At 41.1% G+C, this 18,994-nt stretch carries 17 protein-coding genes; 4 read left to right on the top strand and 13 right to left on the bottom strand.

Annotation, left to right across the window (positions count from 1 at the left end; translation table 11 throughout):
* Nucleotides 1-104: 104 nt before the first annotated feature.
* From EKM98_RS03185 to EKM98_RS03165, 5 genes are all read right to left on the bottom strand, one after another.
* Entirely contained in the window at nucleotides 105-722 is a 618-nt protein-coding gene (locus tag EKM98_RS03185; protein WP_125980524.1) for a response regulator transcription factor, read from the bottom strand.
* On the bottom strand, nucleotides 700-1,920 hold the full coding sequence (locus EKM98_RS03180; protein WP_125980522.1) for a sensor histidine kinase: 1,221 nt from the start codon (nucleotides 1,918-1,920) through the stop codon (nucleotides 700-702). The genes EKM98_RS03185 and EKM98_RS03180 overlap by 23 nt, the downstream gene beginning before the upstream one ends.
* Before the next feature lie 205 nt (nucleotides 1,921-2,125).
* Nucleotides 2,126-3,799 (bottom strand): aryl-sulfate sulfotransferase, encoded by a 1,674-nt coding sequence (locus tag EKM98_RS03175; RefSeq protein ID WP_125980520.1) that lies wholly within the window; start codon nucleotides 3,797-3,799, stop codon nucleotides 2,126-2,128.
* A 180-nt stretch (nucleotides 3,800-3,979) separates the two neighbouring features.
* On the bottom strand, nucleotides 3,980-4,957 hold the full coding sequence (locus EKM98_RS03170) for a glycosyltransferase family 2 protein (RefSeq protein WP_125980518.1): 978 nt from the start codon (nucleotides 4,955-4,957) through the stop codon (nucleotides 3,980-3,982).
* Between the two features lie 375 nt (nucleotides 4,958-5,332).
* Entirely contained in the window at nucleotides 5,333-7,603 is a 2,271-nt protein-coding gene (locus tag EKM98_RS03165; RefSeq protein WP_125980517.1) for a glycosyltransferase family 39 protein, read from the bottom strand.
* An 806-nt stretch (nucleotides 7,604-8,409) separates the two neighbouring features.
* On the opposite strand from EKM98_RS03165, the gene EKM98_RS03160 reads away from it, so the two are divergent.
* A complete protein-coding gene (locus tag EKM98_RS03160; protein WP_225418516.1) occupies nucleotides 8,410-9,093 on the top strand; it encodes a response regulator transcription factor in 684 nt (227 codons plus the stop codon).
* Nucleotides 9,090-10,424, top strand: a complete 1,335-nt coding sequence (locus EKM98_RS03155) for a sensor histidine kinase (RefSeq protein WP_125980515.1) — start codon at nucleotides 9,090-9,092, stop codon at nucleotides 10,422-10,424. The genes EKM98_RS03160 and EKM98_RS03155 overlap by 4 nt, the downstream gene beginning before the upstream one ends.
* Before the next feature lie 99 nt (nucleotides 10,425-10,523).
* Here EKM98_RS03155 and EKM98_RS03150 read toward each other — a convergent pair whose 3' ends face one another.
* On the bottom strand, nucleotides 10,524-11,384 hold the full coding sequence (locus EKM98_RS03150; RefSeq protein WP_125980513.1) for an N-acetylmuramoyl-L-alanine amidase: 861 nt from the start codon (nucleotides 11,382-11,384) through the stop codon (nucleotides 10,524-10,526).
* 252 nt (nucleotides 11,385-11,636) lie between these two features.
* Here EKM98_RS03150 and EKM98_RS03145 point away from each other — a divergent pair, with 252 nt between their 5' ends.
* Nucleotides 11,637-12,422, top strand: a complete 786-nt coding sequence (locus EKM98_RS03145) for a DUF4931 domain-containing protein (protein ID WP_125980512.1) — start codon at nucleotides 11,637-11,639, stop codon at nucleotides 12,420-12,422.
* A gap of 322 nt (nucleotides 12,423-12,744) precedes the next feature.
* On the opposite strand, the gene EKM98_RS03140 is transcribed toward EKM98_RS03145, so the two are convergent.
* Both EKM98_RS03140 and EKM98_RS03135 read right to left on the bottom strand, forming a co-directional pair.
* Nucleotides 12,745-13,173, bottom strand: coding sequence for an Rrf2 family transcriptional regulator (locus EKM98_RS03140; RefSeq protein ID WP_125980510.1), 429 nt, complete (start codon nucleotides 13,171-13,173; stop codon nucleotides 12,745-12,747).
* Nucleotides 13,174-13,183: 10 nt separating this feature from the next.
* Nucleotides 13,184-14,041: an SDR family oxidoreductase gene (locus tag EKM98_RS03135; protein ID WP_125980508.1), complete on the bottom strand. Its 858-nt coding sequence runs from the start codon at nucleotides 14,039-14,041 to the stop codon at nucleotides 13,184-13,186.
* 734 nt (nucleotides 14,042-14,775) lie between these two features.
* Here EKM98_RS03135 and EKM98_RS03130 point away from each other — a divergent pair.
* On the top strand, nucleotides 14,776-15,945 hold the full coding sequence (locus EKM98_RS03130) for an iron-containing alcohol dehydrogenase (RefSeq protein WP_125980506.1): 1,170 nt from the start codon (nucleotides 14,776-14,778) through the stop codon (nucleotides 15,943-15,945).
* A 173-nt stretch (nucleotides 15,946-16,118) separates the two neighbouring features.
* Here EKM98_RS03130 and EKM98_RS03125 read toward each other — a convergent pair whose 3' ends face one another.
* The 5 genes from EKM98_RS03125 to EKM98_RS03105 all read right to left on the bottom strand — a co-directional run bounded on the left by EKM98_RS03125 (nucleotide 16,119) and on the right by EKM98_RS03105 (nucleotide 18,924).
* Complete coding sequence (locus EKM98_RS03125; RefSeq protein ID WP_164512653.1) at nucleotides 16,119-16,745, bottom strand: HAD family hydrolase; 627 nt, start codon at nucleotides 16,743-16,745, stop codon at nucleotides 16,119-16,121.
* 264 nt (nucleotides 16,746-17,009) lie between these two features.
* A complete protein-coding gene (locus tag EKM98_RS03120) occupies nucleotides 17,010-17,246 on the bottom strand; it encodes a metal-sensing transcriptional repressor (protein WP_125980503.1) in 237 nt (78 codons plus the stop codon).
* 49 nt (nucleotides 17,247-17,295) lie between these two features.
* On the bottom strand, nucleotides 17,296-17,625 hold the full coding sequence (locus tag EKM98_RS03115; protein WP_125980501.1) for a hypothetical protein: 330 nt from the start codon (nucleotides 17,623-17,625) through the stop codon (nucleotides 17,296-17,298).
* A 252-nt stretch (nucleotides 17,626-17,877) separates the two neighbouring features.
* Complete coding sequence (locus EKM98_RS03110) at nucleotides 17,878-18,498, bottom strand: hydrolase (RefSeq protein WP_125980499.1); 621 nt, start codon at nucleotides 18,496-18,498, stop codon at nucleotides 17,878-17,880.
* Nucleotides 18,499-18,576: 78 nt separating this feature from the next.
* Entirely contained in the window at nucleotides 18,577-18,924 is a 348-nt protein-coding gene (locus EKM98_RS03105; protein WP_125980497.1) for a hypothetical protein, read from the bottom strand.
* Nucleotides 18,925-18,994: the final 70 nt, after the last annotated feature.

Raw genomic sequence — 18,994 nt, 5'->3', positions numbered from 1 at the left:
ATTGGAAATCTAAAACTAGAGAAATAAAAAAAGCTGTGGCAAATTTTACTTTTACCACAGCTTCTGTCTATAACACTTTCAAAAGGCTACGCTAGTTAAACACGTTAAAGTCGAATTAATTCAAGCTGCATTGCTTTTGCAACGGCCCCGGCTCGACTAGTCACTCCTAATTTATTATAAATATTGGTTAAATAGCCCTTAATCGTTCTTTCACTAAAATGAAGTTCTTGCGCAATTTCAAAATTATGTTCACCCTTAGCAACTTTTGTAAGAATATCTAAGTCTTCATTAGATAATGAATACTCTAAGCTTCGTGAGTCAACTGCATTTCTCAATAAATCTGGTGACACAATCAGTTGACCATTCATCGTATCCTGAATTGTTTGAAAAATCGTTTGCGACGAGGCGTATTTCAGTAAAAAGCTATCAGCTTTCAGGGCCATCGCTTCATTAAATACCTTAACATCATCATAAGTCGTCAGAATACAAACCTTTACTTTCGGAAACTGTCGCTTAACGTGCTCGAGTGTTGAAATACCATCTAGTACCGGCATTCTAATATCTAAAAGCATGATATCAACTGCAACTGTGTTCAGTTTTTGCAATGCAAGTTGGCCATTTTCTGCTTCAGCAACAATTTTAAATTTTGAATTACCGGCAAACACTGCCTTTAATCCTTCTCTAAAAACTGGATGGTTGTCAACGATCATTATTCTTATCATATTGGTCTCCTCCAAGTGGAATATCAATTACGATAGTGGTTCCCTCGCCCTTAACCGATTTAATTGCAAACTGTCCGCTTATCGATCTGACTCGCTCGGCTATATTTTCCAAGCCAAAGTTTAGATCACTTTTAGTGACGTTTTTGACATCGAAGCCATTTCCAAAATCAATTATCTTCAAACGATAATTTTCTTTGGTACGTTCCCCAAAAACGACAGCATTATTCACGCCAGCGTGTTTAGCCACATTAATCAAACATTCATGAATAATCATCTCAAGCTGCGAAAATACATCCCTAGAAAATTCCGGTTCATCCTTAATTGTACTTTTGACATCTAATTGGTAATTTTTCTTAAAAGAATTGCTTAAAATATTAATTCTAGTTTTCAGACTTAATTCTCGATTGACCCTCAAGTCCTTAACAATCGCACGTGAATCAACAACCATTTTACGCGAGCGCGTAATAACGTGTTCAATTTCCGCCAAACTTTTTTCACACGCCGCACCGTTTCGCATTGCGTTGGCGGTAGCCTCTAAAGTCAATAAATTCCCGATGATTTGTTGAATGATTGAATCATGAAAATCACGGGCAATTCGATCTCGTTCAACCTCAACCGTTGTTTGTTCAACTTGATCATAAACATTTTCTAATTGTTCAAACAGTTGCCGACTTTTTTTCAGTTCAATGAATTGTTTCGTGAACACACTCTGAGTATATAGTGCCGCAAAAATAAGAAACGCCGTCACTTCCAATAAAAGAACTGTGTGTCCAAAACTTGCCATCCCAAAAATATTGTGGAGATATATGGCTGCAAAAATAATGATGACTAACGCTAACGCAATTTTTTGCTCTTTTCCCACTTGAAAATTCCAAATTTCTAGTAAAATAACCGGTGCCATTCCTAATAAAATAGGCATACAATCCCCAATAAGAAAGTAGGAACCAATCGTCACAATTAATTGTGTCAAAATAACAAATTCAATTCTAGGTTTGGTTAAATAAGAAAGTAGCGCAATTTGAATCGACATCCCAACAAAGAATAAGCCTAAATAAAACCAGTTACTTATCTTGCCCGGAGACAAAACGCCTTCAATTGTTGCTGAAATAATGTAAATAACAACAACATAAAGGATGGCCGTACCTTTAGTCTTGTTAAACATTTCAATTTTTGTTTTTTTAAGTTCCAGTTCTTTCATATTCTGACCACCTAATTGACCATTACTCAAGTACTTCTCAATGTTAGTATACAATAATATTCAGGTAGACCCTAACGCCAACCAAAATAATGAGGCCGTCACTCCCACCAAAAAAGTTCTACGAAATCTAATTTGGATTTCGTAGAACCTTCTTTACGCTTTTGCGATCTAAGAATTTAACAACACTAATAAATGAGCTTGCCCTCTATTCATAAGTTCGATTTATTTTATGATTATTCGGGTACAGGGAAAAGCGTTCCGCGCGGTAAGTGTAACCCTTAGTGCCTAAATTACTTAATTGAACGTTAAAGACTTGCTGATTGGTCTTTTTATTAACCTCAATAATGTCACTTCGGTCACCACCCTTAAGAAACCCAAAGCAGAGTAGGCGGTTGGTGGCACTTAGATAACGGTCAGAGCCAATAATTTGACTGAAATTCTGTTTACCTAATGACTTGCCGTATGACCAAGTCTGACGAATTGTCTTCGTCTTTTCATTAATGACGTACTGCACACCTTCAGAATACTTTTCACTCGTTTTCTTCGGCCCGTTGGTAATCGCAATATTATTGTTAAAAATAATCAGATCTTTCAACTGCTGATTGCTTTGATCAGGTAATAAGATTGCCGCGTGTTGTCCGCCTGGATAAGTAATCTTTCCTTTTGCCGTTAACACTTTGTTGCGGTAACTTATTGGCCAACTGGACTTTTTCTTGCCGGAAAACAGCCACTTAATTTTGTCAGTCTTATAGTTTAATTTCAGCACTAGATCCTGGTGGCGACTGGAAATTATTAGACCATTATCTGATTTATCGTAGTACAGTGAGTTCATGTGCAGCCAATCAATTTTACCATTGTTTCGTTTTTCTGAAGTAAACTTACGCCACATTTTGGCGGGTAAGATTTTCTTCATGTCGATAACTTTCGTGATTTTGCCCGTCTTATGTGATACCTGAACGATAGTATCCTCGATGTATTTGCTACCACCGTCAGAGACCGTCATTAACAGGTCACGATTTGGTAATTCAATTGCATCATGGTGAACGACGGTGACGTCATCATCCAGATTTTCACTATTGGAGCTCTTAGCCTCACTAGAAAAATGATATTCCTTATAAACGCGCCCCATAAAGTCCGTCTCCAGCATTTCGTTGTAAACCTTGGCCGAATTATTCTTCTTGGCGAGGTACATGAGATGCCCGTTTTGTAGCTCCTTGAAGACGTGTTGCGAATAGTCCGTCGAATACCAGCGAATGTTACCATCGGCATCAATCCCAAATGGTTGCTTAGTTGTCCGAACAATGAAAGTTAATTTATCTTGACCGATGACCATCTTCTGTTTATTTGCCGTTTTAACGTTAATTTTGATCGCCGCTAAGGCCGCTGGTAATTTGGCCGTTTTAAGTCGCAATTTTTTGTGGATTATTTGACCATTTTTCTGTTTGATCGTGATTACGACGGTATTATTGTAATCAGCGTACAAACCTAGAACCGATAATTTATGCTTGTGTTTGTAACCTGAATAAGTTGTTTTGATTGCTGTTTTCGCCGATTTGCCAACGACACGCAAACTCACCTGACTGGCGGCCTTGGTTTGAAACTCAACCAAAGCAGTTAGTGGCGACGTCTGATAAGGATTTAGCTTAACGTACATATGATTTTCAGTGTAGCTACTAGAATTTAATTTTTGTTGATATTTCTTAGTGACCTGGGCCTGCTTCTTTTGGCGAGTTGTGATTAGGCTACTATTTAAATTAGCACTGATCTTTTTTGCCGAAATAGTACCCGCATAACGTTGCTGGTGCCAACCAATTCCCAATATCACTAAGATTACCGCTAAAATAAGCACGCCTATAAAACCAACCCGATGTCGTTTCACTATCTCCAAACCTCCACAAACTATTTTTCAAACATAAAACTACCATTGCAATTAATTTTAAACTAGTTTTAGTGTTAATGAGTGAACTTTTTTCTTTTTTTCGCACATTCACTTAGCAAAAATCCCACTGGCCTGATGGCGATCAAATAAAGCAGACTAAAATTAACTACACTTTTCTACTTAACCCCACTTTTGACTGGATTCGGTATAATTTGGATAATGCTTCACCTGGCGAAAACCAGTTGTTTCAGCGACAACGTACAAGGGCCGCTTGCGTGAAGAGACAAATATCCGGTAAAGGTACGTGCTCACAAGACCAATGCTGAACAAAATTAGGCTGGTTGTTAACAGTAACGTGGCCAACAATAAATCACTTCCACCAGTAGTGGCGCCGATGACTATGCGAATAAAGGCAACAACACTCAGCAAAAATAAACCAGCACCTGCCCAAACGGAAAATTGTAATGGCAGTCCCGAAAAGGACGTTAAACCATCAATTGCCAAACTGAACATTTTATTCAGTGGATATTTCGATTGACCTGCAATTCGTTCATGCCGCTCATAAGTAACCGCCGTTTGCTTGAAACCAACCCAGGAAACTAGGCCCCGAACAAAGGGTTCCGGCTCATCCAATTTGGCCAAAACTGTCACCACTCGGCGATCCATTAGCCGAAAATCACCAGTATCAAGGGGAATGTCAAGCGGTGTCGCCCGTTTTAACACCCGATAAAAAAGTTTGGCCGTCAATTTTTTAAACCAAGTCTCGCCATCGCGGCCGAGACGCTGACCGTAAACAACTTGATTACCGGCGCGCCAACACTTAATCATCGCTGGAATTACTTCCGGTGGATCCTGAAGATCGGCGTCCATCACCACAACAGCATCCCCAGTTGCGTAGCGAATTCCTGCCGTAATCGCTAATTGATGACCAAAATTTCGCGAAAATTGAACTAACCGAATCGCGTCATCGTTCAGGCGCGCTTGCTTAATCAACTGTGCGCTGGCATCAACTGAACCATCATCCACGAAAATCATTTCGTACGCTTCATCCTGATTAGAAATAAATTGTTCCAGCGCCGCAATAGTTGCCAAAATGCCAGCTTCTTCATTATAAACTGGTAAAACAATAGAAATTTTCGGTGTTTGCGTTCCAATCATGCTGCTTCCTCCTTAATAATAAGGTCTATTTTACGTACAAAACGTAAAATCTCATCTGCGGCGGATATCCATTCTCCTAGTGCTCACTGCGCACACTCGAAACATGGCCCTCCTTAATAACAAGGTCTATTTTACGAAAAAACGTAAAATCCTATCTGCGGCGGATAGCCATTCTCCTAGTGCTCATTGCGCACACTCGAAACATGGTCCTCCTTAATAATAAGGTCTATCTTACGAAAAAACGTAAAATCCTATCTGCGGCGGATAGCCATTCTCCTAGTGCTCATTGCGCACACTCGAAACATGGTCCTCATTAATAATCTGATCTATTCGCCAAAACTTACCGCGTAATTTTAATATCATTTGAAACACGATCTAGTAAATATCACTTAAATCGTACAAAGTCCCTGAACTTTGACCACCAGGTTGCATTGCCTGCGTTTTAGTTCCGCCCGTTGGCATTTTGGCCGTCTTAGTAGTCGCTTTAGCAGAACTACCATTACTAGTTGGTACGCCTTGCGGTCCGGCAATATTGGCACCGCCGGAACTCGTTGGTTTACTAGTTGGTTTTACCCCAGTAGGTTGGCCCTGCATTGACTTGGTATTCGTTGGCCCTTTTGTAACGTTATTCATTTCCGTAGTCTGTTGGCCAGTACCAGTTGTGCCACCATATTTGCTTGTGGCAACCTTTTTAGCGTGCTTTTTAATCCAGTTAACAATGGCCGTGTTACCACTCTTACCAGATGAGTAATAATACTTCAGCTGGCCGTTTTTAACTAACTTTTTAAATTGTTTCAATGTAATTGCCGGGTCGGTGCCATTAAAACCACCCATCGCCATTACGGCCTTACCAGTTTTAATAATGTACGGCGCCGCAGTTCCAGAATCACTTGTGGCAAAGAGGTACTTTGCCTGACCTTGATTTTTCTCTAAATAGGCCAATAGTTTTTTATTAACCGTCCCGGAACCAACACCACCGTTGGCTTGCTGATCACTAGTTAACAAATCAGGGCCGGCCGTTGGAATACCCGCTGACTCGGCCGCAATCGTTGGCGTTAAGGACCACCAAGTTGGTGCCAGCATGATCGTACAAATGGCCAGAATAAATGCTGGCCTAGCTAACCCGCGACTATGACTAATGATAATAATGATGCTAAAGACAGCTAATGCGATAATTAACCAACTTAGCCAAAGGTAATAATCGGCCACGTACCACGCTTGCAAAAGAGCAGTAACGGCAATGGCAATGGGCAATAACGCAGTTCGCCACAGTCGTTTTTCTTGTTTGGCATCCGCCCACAAAGTTGTCAGGCCAATCCCGGCCAAAGTCGCAATTGGTGGTGCTAACATAATCATGTAATATGGGTGGAAGAAACTAGCCACTGAGAAGAAACCGAAGACTGGTACTAGCCAACCCAACCAGAGAATCAGCTCTTTTTGTGCTTGGCTTAATTGGTACCAACGGCGCTTAGGATCAGCAAAATAGCTAAAGCTGCTGATAACACCAATTAAAGCAAGTGGCAATAACCAGCTAACCTGCCGACCTAATGATTTTTGGAAAACTCGAGTAATCCCTGCTGTACCAATATCAAAAGCACCGCCACCTGCACCGGCTGTGCCACCACCTTGGCCAGTTTTACCACCGGTAGCATTCCCAGCAGCACCTGGTCCCCCGGTCTTACCACTTTGCTGACCACTAGGCACTTTAGGCTTAGTCCCAGTTGGTGTCGTTTGTGTTTTACTACCAGTTGTCACTTTTACTTCTTTAATCGCCTTTTTTGGTGCGTTTGTTTTTTCTTTACTGCCACTCATTCCAGGAAAAGTACCGCCAGTACCAGTTGTTTGGCCTAACAAACGTTGACTACCGTTGTAGCCAAAGGCCAGTTCTAGAACTGAATTGTGTTCTGAACCACCTTCATAAGGACGATTTTGGGCCGAAGTCAAATCAACCGATAACGGCCAAGCTAACGTAAAAATGGCTAGAACAACGGTAGCAACCGATAAATTAAGAAGTTTTTTGGGCCATTTAATTTTGGCTGCCAGCCAGTAAAAGACGTACATTGCTGGCAATACCATGAAGGCTTGCAGCATTTTTACGTTAAAGGCGACGCCGATTAGGGCAAAACTGACAAAGAGCCAGCGCTTTTCCCCCATCTTAGTTGCTTTAACTAAAAAACTAAACGCCAACAATAGGAAAAATACCAAGGTTGCATCCATGTTATTTGTTCGTGAATCGGCCACCACAATCGGCGTTACCGTCATGATGAGTGCGGTGAAACGGCCAGCAACTCGGCCAAACGTTGGTGTCACTAGTCGATAAAGTAGATAAACTGACCCAACCCCGAACAAAACGGACGGCAACACAACACTCCAGCCATGAACATCAAAAATCTTTGCGCTAATTGCCATAAACCACAACGCGACTGGCGGCTTATCAACGGTAATATACCCTGCCGGATCAAAACTTGCGTACCAAAAATTCTTCCAACTCTGCGTCATACTCGTAATTGCAGCCGTGTAGAAATCATTGGCCGAACCAGCCTTCCAGATCTGCCAACCGTATAAAAATAGTGCAACTAATAAAATTAAAATTAGAAAAGGATCAAATTTTGCATTAAAAAATCTTTTCTTCTGTTTAGTTTGCATCAGTTAACCACCTGCTCCAGTCACTTAATTTAAATTGAACCTGCTTTAGCGGCCGTAAATAATGGTCGATCATTGCCAATCGTTTGATAAGTGCCACCTCCAATATGAATACAGGGTTTAGTTGCTACCCCAAAAATATTTTTGATTTATGTTTTCCTAATTAATCTAGCGCGTGTTTGGAAAAGACTTCACCTCTTGAAACAAATCATTGGTAAAGTAGGCCGCGACTTGGACTTGAAATCTGTTCAAGCTCACCTAGTCTTCAATTTTGGAATAGTACTTAATTGCTTTTTAAACACTCTTTTAGCTTAGTGGATCAACCATAAATGAAGCTTAAAACTGATAAGGGTTTGACTAATCATTGATTGGCACGTATTTTAAATAGTAATTGACGGCTCACATTTTTAGACCTATTTGCGTATTTATTACGCAATCTGGACCGTGTCTGAAAAATACGTTTAAAGTAATCACTTGGCCAATTTAGCGTAAACGTGTTTGAAAAAGCAGATTCCTGCGGTTGCCATGTTTCAACTTGGCGGTTTTTGCCGTGGTTGAATGGACAACGGATGAAGCATCAAGATTATTAACGTTTTTGGTTAATAATCCTCAATTGCGGAATAGTAGCTACAACGGCCAAATCATCTTTTTCAAAGGTGATTCGTCCGTTTAGGCTGCGATTCGGACTTCGGTTTATCCTAGTCCGATCGACATCGTTAGTAATCCTCAGAATCTGAACGCTTTTTCAAACACTTCCTAGACCAATCTGTCTAACTTTATTTAAATTAATTTAAAGAGGTGCTAGCTTATTGCAAGCAAATATTTTAATTGTTGAAGATGATACGATCCTAGCGAACGATATCGCCGAAATGATCGCACCTTTCGCAAGCTCGACCATCGCCCATGATGGTGAAAATGGCGAATTACTGGGAAAAAATGGTATCTTTGATCTAGCCATTCTCGATTTAATGCTGCCCCAAGAAAATGGCTATGATGTTTTAGGTCATTGGCGAACGGAGCAACACTTGGAATTGCCCATCCTCATTTTGACCGCCAAGGATACGTTGACTGACAAATTACGCGGCTTTAACCTTGGCGCGGATGATTACCTAACAAAGCCCTTTCACCGGGAGGAATTAATTGCCCGAATCAAGGCCCTGCTCAAGCGCAGCGGTCTGCTCAGCGATGAAACGTTACTTCAAGTGGCCGACTTCACCATTGATCTCAACCGCCGAACCGTAATTTATAAAAATCAGTCCTTACAGCTAAATGGTAAGGAATTTGACTTATTGGTGTATTTTACGCAAAATCCCAACGTTATTATTACAAAAGAACGGATCTTTGACCGTCTTTGGGGGTTTGAGTCGGAAACGGCCCTAACCGTTGTCGAGGTCTACATTAGTAATTTGCGAAAAAAACTAAAAACGGTCGCCGCCGATCAATCGATCAAAACACTACGAAACGTCGGTTATCTATTTGAGGTGAATAAATGAAACAACTAAAAAATTCATTTCAAAAGCGCCAGCAACTAAAACTATTTGGTACTTTTTTAATTAGTTTTATCCTCCTTTTCTTAGTTTTAGGTGCAATTGTTGGCTTTCTTTTTCAACATTCAATCTACCAAAACGTTAATCAATCACTACAAATTCAAAAGGAGCAAATTTTAGGTAAAGGGACACCCAACCGCCACCCGCTTAAACCACAGCAGCGCCAAAAGAATGGCCAACAGCGACCACCGATTTCCGGTGCACCCTTTCAAACGAATATTATCGTTTTTAATGCGGCTGGTAAGGTACTCAACCGTGATGTTTTAGGGGCCCGTAACTACCAGCTTTTTAATCAGGTCAAACTAAATAAGAACCAGCTCAACCAAGTCACTAATTTAGATTTCAACACTAATCAGCGAACTGCCAGCCGGTTTCGCACGTTGCTCCTTAAAGTCAGCGCTAAAAGTAGCCAACGTCAGTACGCTGGGCATTACGTTTTAATTCTTATCAATACCGACGCAGAGGCGCTGGCAATTCACAGTATTTTTCGGTCGTTACTCATCACAATGATCATCTTCACACTACTGGCAACCTTGCTGGCGTTCTGGCTTTCCCGAATTGGTATGCGGCCAATTATCACGGCCTGGCATAAACAACAAGAATTCAGCGCCAACGCAGCTCATGAATTACGCACACCTTTGGCCATTATTCAAAATCAATTGGAATATCTGCTTACCAAACCCCACCAACCAATCCTTGCCGAGGCTGAAAAAATCACCATTTCATTGAATGAAACTAGTCGAATGAAGGCCCTTACTGAGCAATTACTAACGTTGGCCCGCTCAGACGCCGATGTGCTCCAACTTAGGCCCAGTCAAGTTGATTTAAAAACACTGAGTGAACAGGTCACAACGCCCTACTTGGAAATTGCTGCTAGTCAGCACAAAAGTTTGCGTTTAGAAACTCAGGCAACTGCTTTAATTACGGTAGACCCCGATTTAATCAAACAGTTAATTATTATTTTGTTGGATAATGCCGTGAAGTACACGCCAGCCGGGGGCACCATCGTCTTTACAACACTGGTTAGCACTGATCATTGGGGAATCAAGGTGAGTGATACTGGCTGTGGCATTCCGGACAACAGCAAGAAACAAATTTTTGATCGCTTTTACCGTGTCGATTCCGCCCGCCAAAAAGAACAGATCGGCTACGGACTTGGCCTATCAATCGCCAACTGGATCACCACGCAACATCGAGGCAAGATTAATGTGTTAGATAATCACCCACAAGGTAGTATTTTTAGGCTAACTTTCCCCCGACATGTTCACTATCGTTAAGAATTTCCAGCACATTTTTACTGAGGCTATTCAAAAATAAAACTAGCGACTACAACAAAAATAAATTTTGTCATAGTCGCTAGTTTTTTATAGAAAAATTTAGTTAGCCGTGTAACGTTGCAATCCTTCATAAACCAACTGGGCAACATGTTGTTGATAGGTCGCTGAACTAATATATTGATAATCTGTGTAATCGTTAATGTAGCCCATTTCCAATAAAACGGCCGGCATTTGACTATCACGAATAACTTGAAAATTTCCATACGCCGTTCCACGGTTGGTCAAACCAAGGCCACTTAATGATTTCGATAACGCTTTGGCAAATGGCTTACTGGCCGCGTGGTAGTAATAGGCCGTGAACCCTGATGCAGTATTTGCTACCGGGGTTGAATCAAAATGAAAACTAATAAACAGACTTGCACCTCGTTTATTGGCTAAAGCCGGCCGACTGGCAAGGGCAACAGTTTGATCGCTATCCCGGGTTAAAATTACCCGGGCATAAGATGATTTTAATTGTTGTTTCAGCGCTAACGCCATTTTTAAAGTGTACCTTTTTTCTTCAGTATCATTGGTTGCCAGTGCCCCGGAATCACTGCCACCGTGTCCAGGATCAATCACGATTGTTTGTTCGGCCAGGCGATTAGTCGCCGTAGTGGCATTATAATCGCTGTGAATTAACCAGGTCGGTAACCAACCAGTTCGGCCGTGATAGCGCACCTTATCCCAACCATTTTTCTGCTGTAAATAAGTTACCGTCTTGTTCTTAGTAACCGTCACTATTGCCTTACTAGAATTGGGCGCTTGCCGCATTACCAAAGCCGGTGCAGTCACCGTAATTTTTTGCCGGTGCACAAAATGATCAATACCTAACCAGATCAAACCACAGACTGCCAGCACAATCAGCAGTCGCAGTAGCTGTAAAATATTAAAATGCTTTCTTTGTCGTCGCGCTCGTCTCAAAAATTGTCACCTTCCGTAATTGACTTAAAGCAGATTAGAGGCGTTAGGTTTCTCATTGATCACACACAATAATGGCTGGCCTTAATTTGTAATTTAGTCATATTAGCTAATTTAGAATTCACTATGTCAGTTTAATTTACTAACCTAAAACCAACCTTAAAACAGTCCAAATAATTAGGTTGACTCTATTGATTATCGATAATATAGTTTGATTAGTCACTACTTTGTTCAACTTTTAAGGAAGTCTTACGTTTGAAACAAAATCAGCCTTTAAAACTTAACTCACAAATTTCACAGCGTAAGCCGGAAAATGTCGTCCACCTTAATAATCGCTGCCCTTTTTGTGATACCAATAGCTTAACTAATATTTTAGCCAGCGACAATGACATTATTTGGCTAGAAAATAAATACCACACGTTAGAAAACACCTGGCAAACAGTCATCATTGAATCAGGCAATCACTTCGGCGACATTTCGAATTATTCCCAGGCACACAACCATAAACTATTTGCCTTTACCCTTGCTTGTTGGCAAAAGGCTGCAGAAAACAAAAAATTCAAAAGTATTTTACTCTTTAAAAATCACGGTCCACTATCCGGTGGCAGTCTTGGACACCCCCACTTACAGTTAGTTGGCCTTGAGCAACAAGATGGCTATTCCGAAATCAATTCAACTAACTTTCAGGGCACGATCATCGCTAAAAATCAATTTATTGAGCTCAACATTTCCGCCCAACCAATTATGGGTTCCACTGAATTTAATTTGATCATTAACGCTACTTCGGCCCTCAATTGGCTAGCAGATTACACTCAGGTCATCACCCGCTACATCATCACCAGTTATTTTCAGGGTAAATTTGATAGCTACAACCTCTTCTTTTATCACCGTGCCAATCAAATCATCTGTAAGGTGGTCCCTCGTTTCATTGTTACTCCCTACTTTGCTGGTTACAAAATTGCGCAGGTGGATGATGAACAACGAACTGATGAAATTAAGCTTGCGGTACAGGGGCTGTTGCGGCAGCGGGGCTTGCTGTGAAAAAAGGATGGAATTGGGACAAAAAACAGTTATTGGATTAGCTGTAGTCAGGTACGTGAACCCAGACTTTTAGCGCCTGTTCTTAGAGTAATGTTCAGAAATAGTAAGCGGTCCGAACCTTTGCCTTAGCCTCATCCCTAAAATTAAAAGTCTCAAATCACAATTCACATAGATCTAGACCTGCAGGCATCAAATAAAAGTCACTCAATACTGTCCCGTAATTTCTCAAAAGTATTTAAAGAACCGAACCCATAATAAAACCCACTAAATTGGAAATCTCAATTTAGTGGGTTTTATTATGTTATTTTTTTAAAATTAAGTTTTATTTTATAGCCTGCCTCGCGAGAATATCATCAGTGATGTCCTGCAGCGTAATTTCATTCATCCGTTGAAAGGCAGATTCTTCGATATCCGCGTAGTACATATTTAGCGTGTCCTGAATATTCCCGCCAACAATACACTGTGGGTTAGTCTTGGGATCGATGTGTAACAGATCATGATCCATATTGATTGCCTGGTAGACGCTCAAAATAGAAATCTTGTTTGGCATGACATTAAGTGTCGTGGTGGCACTCCCCGGTTGGGTATTAATTAATCCCGCTTTCCTTAAATCTGACATTAAGTTACGGACAACACTAGCATTGGCTTCAATACTTGCGGCAATCGCTTTACTTGAAAGATCGCCATCCTTATAAATAATGAGATAAGCCAGAATATGAATTGCATCACTCAACTTGTGCGAGTACTTCATTAAACTACACCTAATTTCGACTAAGAATTTCGTTGATTGCCTTTGGTAAAGCAGTCAAATCATGCCCAAGAACAGTTTCTAAATCAGTTGAATCCTCACTCAATGAGCCATCATTAATTGGTTCCTGAAAGGAGGTGAAAAGGGCCGCGGTATTCTGATCCAAACCTGCTGCCACTAAGCCGGCCTGATATTCCGTTGCAGACACTTGCTTAACCGTAAAATCATTACCAGTAGCCTGTTTTAAGCCGTTCCCTAGGTCTGCGTAAGAACGTGCTGGACCAGCAAGTTCATAAACCTTCTTGGGATTGCTTAATGTTAACACTTTGACGGCCGCTTCAGCAAATTCGCGTTCCAGTGCCCAGCCAACCTTACCAGCCGCCCAGTATGAAACTGGTTTATTGGCGGCACCATTCTGTAAGAAACCGACTTCGTTTTCTAGATACCAATTATTCCGCAAAAATGAATGAGCGACACCAGCATCTTCAATTGCACTCTCAGTAATTTTATGGTCATTGGCCAAGGCACTAGTCGAATTTTGCGCATTAGGGAAACTTGTGTAGGCAACAAATTTAACTTGGGCAGCAGCTAATGCCTTAACCACATTTTTGTGTTGATCAGCCCGCGTAACGGCGCCACCTGGTTGTGACGAAATAAAGAGAAGGCGATCCACACCCTGCAGCGCAGTTTCCATTGAGGCCTCATCATTATAGTCACCTTGCCGAATTTCAACACCTTGTGGTAGTAATTCTTTGGCCTTAGCAACATTCCGGGCAATTGCGATAACCTCACTATTATCAGTAAGTTTTAAAAGTTCCTTAACGGCGATCTGACCAAAGTTACCAGTTGTAGCAGTAATAGCATATTTCATAAATATAAACACTCCTTAGAATTTGATTGTTGTTTTATTATCAACACGTTCATAATAGCACGTGTTGTTTTAAAGTCAACAGGAATAATCAAATTTTTTAACTTAATAAATCCGCCGATTAAATCTTGGATAACTAAATCTTCCCGATAATTGCTATTTTTATACCGAGAATGGGACAAGTTGAAAGGCCGCCTTGTCCTCACAACTATAGTTTTTCATTAACTGCCACACTCGATAGGACCAAACGGCCACCCCTTTCAGGACAAAAGAAAGAAAGAAACTGCGTTCGCTTAACCCAAATTTGGACTAAGGGACGCAGCCTTTACACTTGTGTTACCACCCTCAATTGTACATCTCGCCAGTACACAAGCTTTGATTGGATACCCGGCAAAGTAACACTTGCCACCAGATAATCTACGCCAACCACCATCAGTCTGAAACCCATCTTCACAATTATCTCTACAGAGCTTTCCACCAATTCCACGCTCTCTAAAAATAGATTTAACTGTTGTTCTTCGCGACATCACATAATTTTTTAATTATATTCTGATTTATGGCTCTTATTATGCCTCTGCTTTTAATTTAGGCCAAAGTTTTTTTAAAACATTTTTTGAACATTATTTTTTTCAAAATTTATTTCATAATAAGCAAAATTTTATATACTGTAACTGCTTGACTTACAGTTTGAAAGAGCTACAATAAGTTTGTCAAATAAATCACATGGAGGAATTCAAATGGCAAAGAACTTTGATTTTTTGATGCCAAGCGTTAACTTTTTTGGCCCTGGTGTTATTGCAAAAATTGGCGATCGTGTTAATGCGCTTAACATGAAGAAGCCTTTAATTATAACGGATAAGTTTCTAAAAAGCGCTGAAAATGGGCCTGTTGTTCAGACCCTTGATTCATTAAATAAGGCCAACGTAAACTACACTATCTATGATGGTGTTGAGCCTAATCCAAAGATTCACAATATTAAGGCCGCTAAGAAACTATTTCAAGAAAATGATTGCGATAGTATCATTACAATTGGTGGCGGTTCGGCCCATGATACCGGCAAAGGTGCTGGTATTATTTTAACGAACGGTGATGACATCACCAAGTTAGCTGGTATTGAAACGTTGAAGAACGCTCTACCACCATTGATCGCCGTAAATACAACGGCTGGCACTGGTTCCGAATTAACTCGTCACTGTGTTATCACTAATCAGGAAACACATTTGAAGTTTGTCATCGTTTCGTGGCGCAATGTTCCGTTGGTTTCATTTAACGATCCAATGCTTCAGTTGAATGTGCCAGCCTCACTGACCGCCGCAACTGGAATGGATGCCTTTGTCCAGGCCATTGAACCATTCGTTTCAACCAACCACAATGCAATTACTGATGGTTTGTGCTTACAGGCTATTAAATTAATCGAGGGCAGTTTACGTGAAGCTGTCGCAAATGGGCATAACGTCAAGGCACGAACTGACATGGTACAGGCAGAAATGTTAGCCGGTATGGCCTTCAACAACGCTGACCTTGGTTACGTGCACGCAATGGCACATCAATTAGGCGGACAATATGACGCGCCCCACGGTGTCTGCTGCGCGCTACTTCTCCCAACTGTTGAAAAATACAACATTGTTGCTTGTCCAGAGCGCTTTGCGGAATTAGCCAAAGCAATGGGGGAAAACACAACTGGGCTTTCAACTCGTGATGCGGCTGAGCTTTCCATTAAAGCTATGCGGCAAATGTCCCAGGATGTTGGTATTCCTAGTAGTATCAAGGCCATTGGTGCTAAGCCAGCAGACTTCGAACTGATGGCGACGAATGCCTTGAAAGATGGCAATGCTTTTTCAAATCCACGCAAAGGTACCAAGGACGATATCGTTAAATTATTCCAAGAAGCCTACAATCAAAAGTAAGTTCAATGTTAATGATTTAAAAAGCGATGTTATGTCAAAAATAAATTTTGGCATAACATCGCTTTTTAAAATTACTCAGCATAACTGCGATCAAATTTCAAGCAAACAACATGACCCAATTACAAAAAGGCATCGGCTAAAATTAAATCTTGCCTTACGCCTGAATCTAATCACTAAATTAATTTCAATAAATCGCTAGGTTGTTTTAGTTGATATTCCGCCGCTGCTAAACGCTCTGGTTGTGTAGCTCCCCACAGTGCCGCGCCACTTTTAGCCTTTGCGGCCTGGGCAGCCTGAACATCATATTCACTATCGCCAATATAAATTGATTCCGCGGGCTTGGCAGCAATCTTTGCCATTCCTTTTTCAATCGGATCAGGATAGGGTTTATGGCGGGTGGTTTCCTCACAGGTTACGGCCGCATCAAAATACTTTAAAATTGCAAATTTGCCACCTAAATGACTGCTTAATTCCTCTTTTGATTTCGAGGTTGCAATCACTAATTTAATGCCAGGCGTTGCCGCCAATTTGGCCAAAACTTGCTCCACTTCTGGATATAATTTGATTTTGGCAGTATTTTCGGCCGATAATTTCGCCCACTGATCGTAAATTGGCTGCCGGTCCTGCTCGCTAACGCCAATAAGCGGCAATGCTTCCCAACCGTTCATTCCAAAATAATTAGTTAAGGCAGCATAGTCACGCTGGTAGCCATAATCCGCCAGCGTTGCCTTTAAGGCCGGAATATACATATCAATGGTATCAATCAAAGTCCCATCTACGTCGAAAATAAAGTTTTTCATTAACTTACTCCATTCCATCTTGGTTTGTACTATCAGCATAGCATAACCGACTGCTTGAATGGAATCGTTTTCTAAAGTAGGCTCAAAAATATTTAAGCTCTGAGCATATCTAGGCCGATTTAGTTACGGAATACTTATAAAATAAGGTTTCAGTCCTAGCTTTAATCCAGTTAGATTTGAAAAATACTTTTATTCGTATTTTTTGGCTACTCTAATGTAAACGTGTTTGGAAAAGCACGGAAGCTACTTTTTCAAACACGCTCGCTATAATTTCGAAATTAATTTAATTGCCTCTTGAAGCGCGGCGTCATCTTTGTCGGCTATTTTTTCGGTTAAATTTTCCGTGACCACTAAATTCATAATTCGTTTCACGCTTGATTCTACGGCAGCTAATTGCGTCATAATATCACCGCAATCACGCTGTTGTTCAACCATTTTTTGAATACCACGTAATTGACCCTCTGCTCGCTTAAGTCGATTAAGAATTTTTGGATCACTCATTCTGGACGTTCCCCCTTAAACTTTTAGTAGTTTAACTTAATCAATTCGTTTAGTGATTCTTAACCAACTCCGTTACCTGTTGTCGTAAATAATCAATTAACTTATTTGCGTTATCGCGGAAATTGGCTTCAAAAGTATCACTTGGCGTTTTAATCACGCAGATAACTTCGTCAGAGGATAAAACTGCAATTTCATAATTGGCCACTTGCCACTTCGCCGTCCAATAGGGGCCCTCCAGCGCTTCATCTAAATGGAATTGACTAATTGCCAAAACACTATCCTGAATAACTGAGCTTTCACTTTTAGACTCACCTGCGCCTTGGTACCACTGCAACTTTTCCGCAACCTCGGCCATGTTCATGGGAATAAGATCATACATTTTGCCACCTCCATTGTTAATCGGCTGCGTACAGCCAAAAAGCCTGCTTATTTACTTTGATAATCAGGCTTTTAATCAACATAACATATTAGGGGGTGTTTGGAAAAGCGTTCAGGTTACGAGCATTGCTTTAGAACGTACGCCAAAGGTCTCGATTCACGTGCCTTCCAACAACCATAGTGTGGTTATTGGATTAGCCTAGGTTAACGCAGTAAACTCAAAACCAACTTTTGTCTCACTCCCAAACACAGCTTAGGCTAGTTTCAGAAAGATGCCTGCATCCAACAGATCTTGCACAAACTGAGGTGTGGTCGCCGTCCGATTCCAATCGCGCTGTAATTCACAGGCCAGTTGAGCATTACTAGTTGGCTGGGCGCCAGCATTTTCAATTCGGCGTAACGCTGCTTCATGGGCAACAAGTGACGTTCCACCAACTGAATCAACTACCGGAAAAACGGCGTAACCTTCGCGTAAGGCATCTAACGTTGGAAAAGTGAGGCAGGCCTCCGTCCAAAGCGCCGCAATAATTAATTTTTTTCGGCCAGTTGCTTTAACCGCGGCGTTAAGCTCTTGATCCTCCCACGCGTTAATTGTTGTCCGATCATAAGATTTCACACCGGGTAATAGGTCTTTAATCCGGGGAATTGTATCCTGATTTCGCCCCGTTTGCACATTGACTGTCGATAAAATAACGGGAATTTTGTACGCTTGAATAATTTTTACGGTACTAATAATGTTCTCAATCAATTGCGCACGTTGCATCGAATTGATTGAATTAATTTGCGTGGGTTGATAATCAATTAATAAAAAGGCGGCATTTTCTGGTGTCAATAGTTCATCTGCTAGTGGATCCCTTCTCTGTTCGCTAGTCATGATTGATAACTCCTTTTTAAATACACTTACATTAAATTAGTTAAGAAAATACTAGTGCGCGTATTTCCAAAACACAACTTAACTTTGCAGTTGCTTAATTTGTTCCAACCTACCCAACAACTCATCCTTCGCCGTCTGATAAACGGATAATTGCCCAGCATATTTCTCCTTGAACGCCTCAGGACCATTCGCCGCAAATTCGTAATCAAACTTATAAACTTGATCATAAACCGCTGTAAAAGCCACCAATAACGAATGCTGATCGCCAACAAGCTGCAGCGCCATTTGAATCACCCGAAAATCAGTGTAAGCAAGTTCAAATTGAACCGCAAACGCCCGCATAAAGGGGTGTTGTGCCTCAATATGAGTGTAGTGGTGCTCCACCGTCCAACTTAGCCGATTAATTGAATCGATGACATCTAACATGATAAGACCTCCTTAGCGTGTTTAAAAGGCGCCAGGATTCTACTTCACCAACTCCGTAGTACCAGTTAAC

The sequence above is a fragment of the Loigolactobacillus iwatensis genome (assembly GCF_003950295.1).
GTDB lineage: Bacteria > Bacillota > Bacilli > Lactobacillales > Lactobacillaceae > Loigolactobacillus > Loigolactobacillus iwatensis.
Note: the sequence above shows the minus strand (reverse complement) of the source record. Positions and strands in the feature narration are given on the sequence as shown.

Excerpts from the sequence above, each read along its gene's own strand:
- EKM98_RS03130 (WP_125980506.1), top strand. The coding sequence starts at position 14,776 with ATGGCAAAGAACTTTGATTTTTTGATGCCAAGCGTTAACTTTTTTGGC.
- EKM98_RS03165 (WP_125980517.1), bottom strand. The coding sequence starts at position 7,603 with ATGCAAACTAAACAGAAGAAAAGATTTTTTAATGCAAAATTTGATCCT.
- EKM98_RS03120 (WP_125980503.1), bottom strand. The coding sequence starts at position 17,246 with ATGAGTGATCCAAAAATTCTTAATCGACTTAAGCGAGCAGAGGGTCAA.
- EKM98_RS03115 (WP_125980501.1), bottom strand. The coding sequence starts at position 17,625 with ATGTATGATCTTATTCCCATGAACATGGCCGAGGTTGCGGAAAAGTTG.
- EKM98_RS03125 (WP_164512653.1), bottom strand. The coding sequence starts at position 16,745 with ATGAAAAACTTTATTTTCGACGTAGATGGGACTTTGATTGATACCATT.
- EKM98_RS03105 (WP_125980497.1), bottom strand. The coding sequence starts at position 18,924 with ATGTTAGATGTCATCGATTCAATTAATCGGCTAAGTTGGACGGTGGAG.
- EKM98_RS03140 (WP_125980510.1), bottom strand. The coding sequence starts at position 13,173 with ATGAAGTACTCGCACAAGTTGAGTGATGCAATTCATATTCTGGCTTAT.
- EKM98_RS03185 (WP_125980524.1), bottom strand. The coding sequence starts at position 722 with ATGATAAGAATAATGATCGTTGACAACCATCCAGTTTTTAGAGAAGGA.
- EKM98_RS03180 (WP_125980522.1), bottom strand. The coding sequence starts at position 1,920 with ATGAAAGAACTGGAACTTAAAAAAACAAAAATTGAAATGTTTAACAAG.
- EKM98_RS03155 (WP_125980515.1), top strand. The coding sequence starts at position 9,090 with ATGAAACAACTAAAAAATTCATTTCAAAAGCGCCAGCAACTAAAACTA.
- EKM98_RS03170 (WP_125980518.1), bottom strand. The coding sequence starts at position 4,957 with ATGATTGGAACGCAAACACCGAAAATTTCTATTGTTTTACCAGTTTAT.
- EKM98_RS03135 (WP_125980508.1), bottom strand. The coding sequence starts at position 14,041 with ATGAAATATGCTATTACTGCTACAACTGGTAACTTTGGTCAGATCGCC.
- EKM98_RS03110 (WP_125980499.1), bottom strand. The coding sequence starts at position 18,498 with ATGACTAGCGAACAGAGAAGGGATCCACTAGCAGATGAACTATTGACA.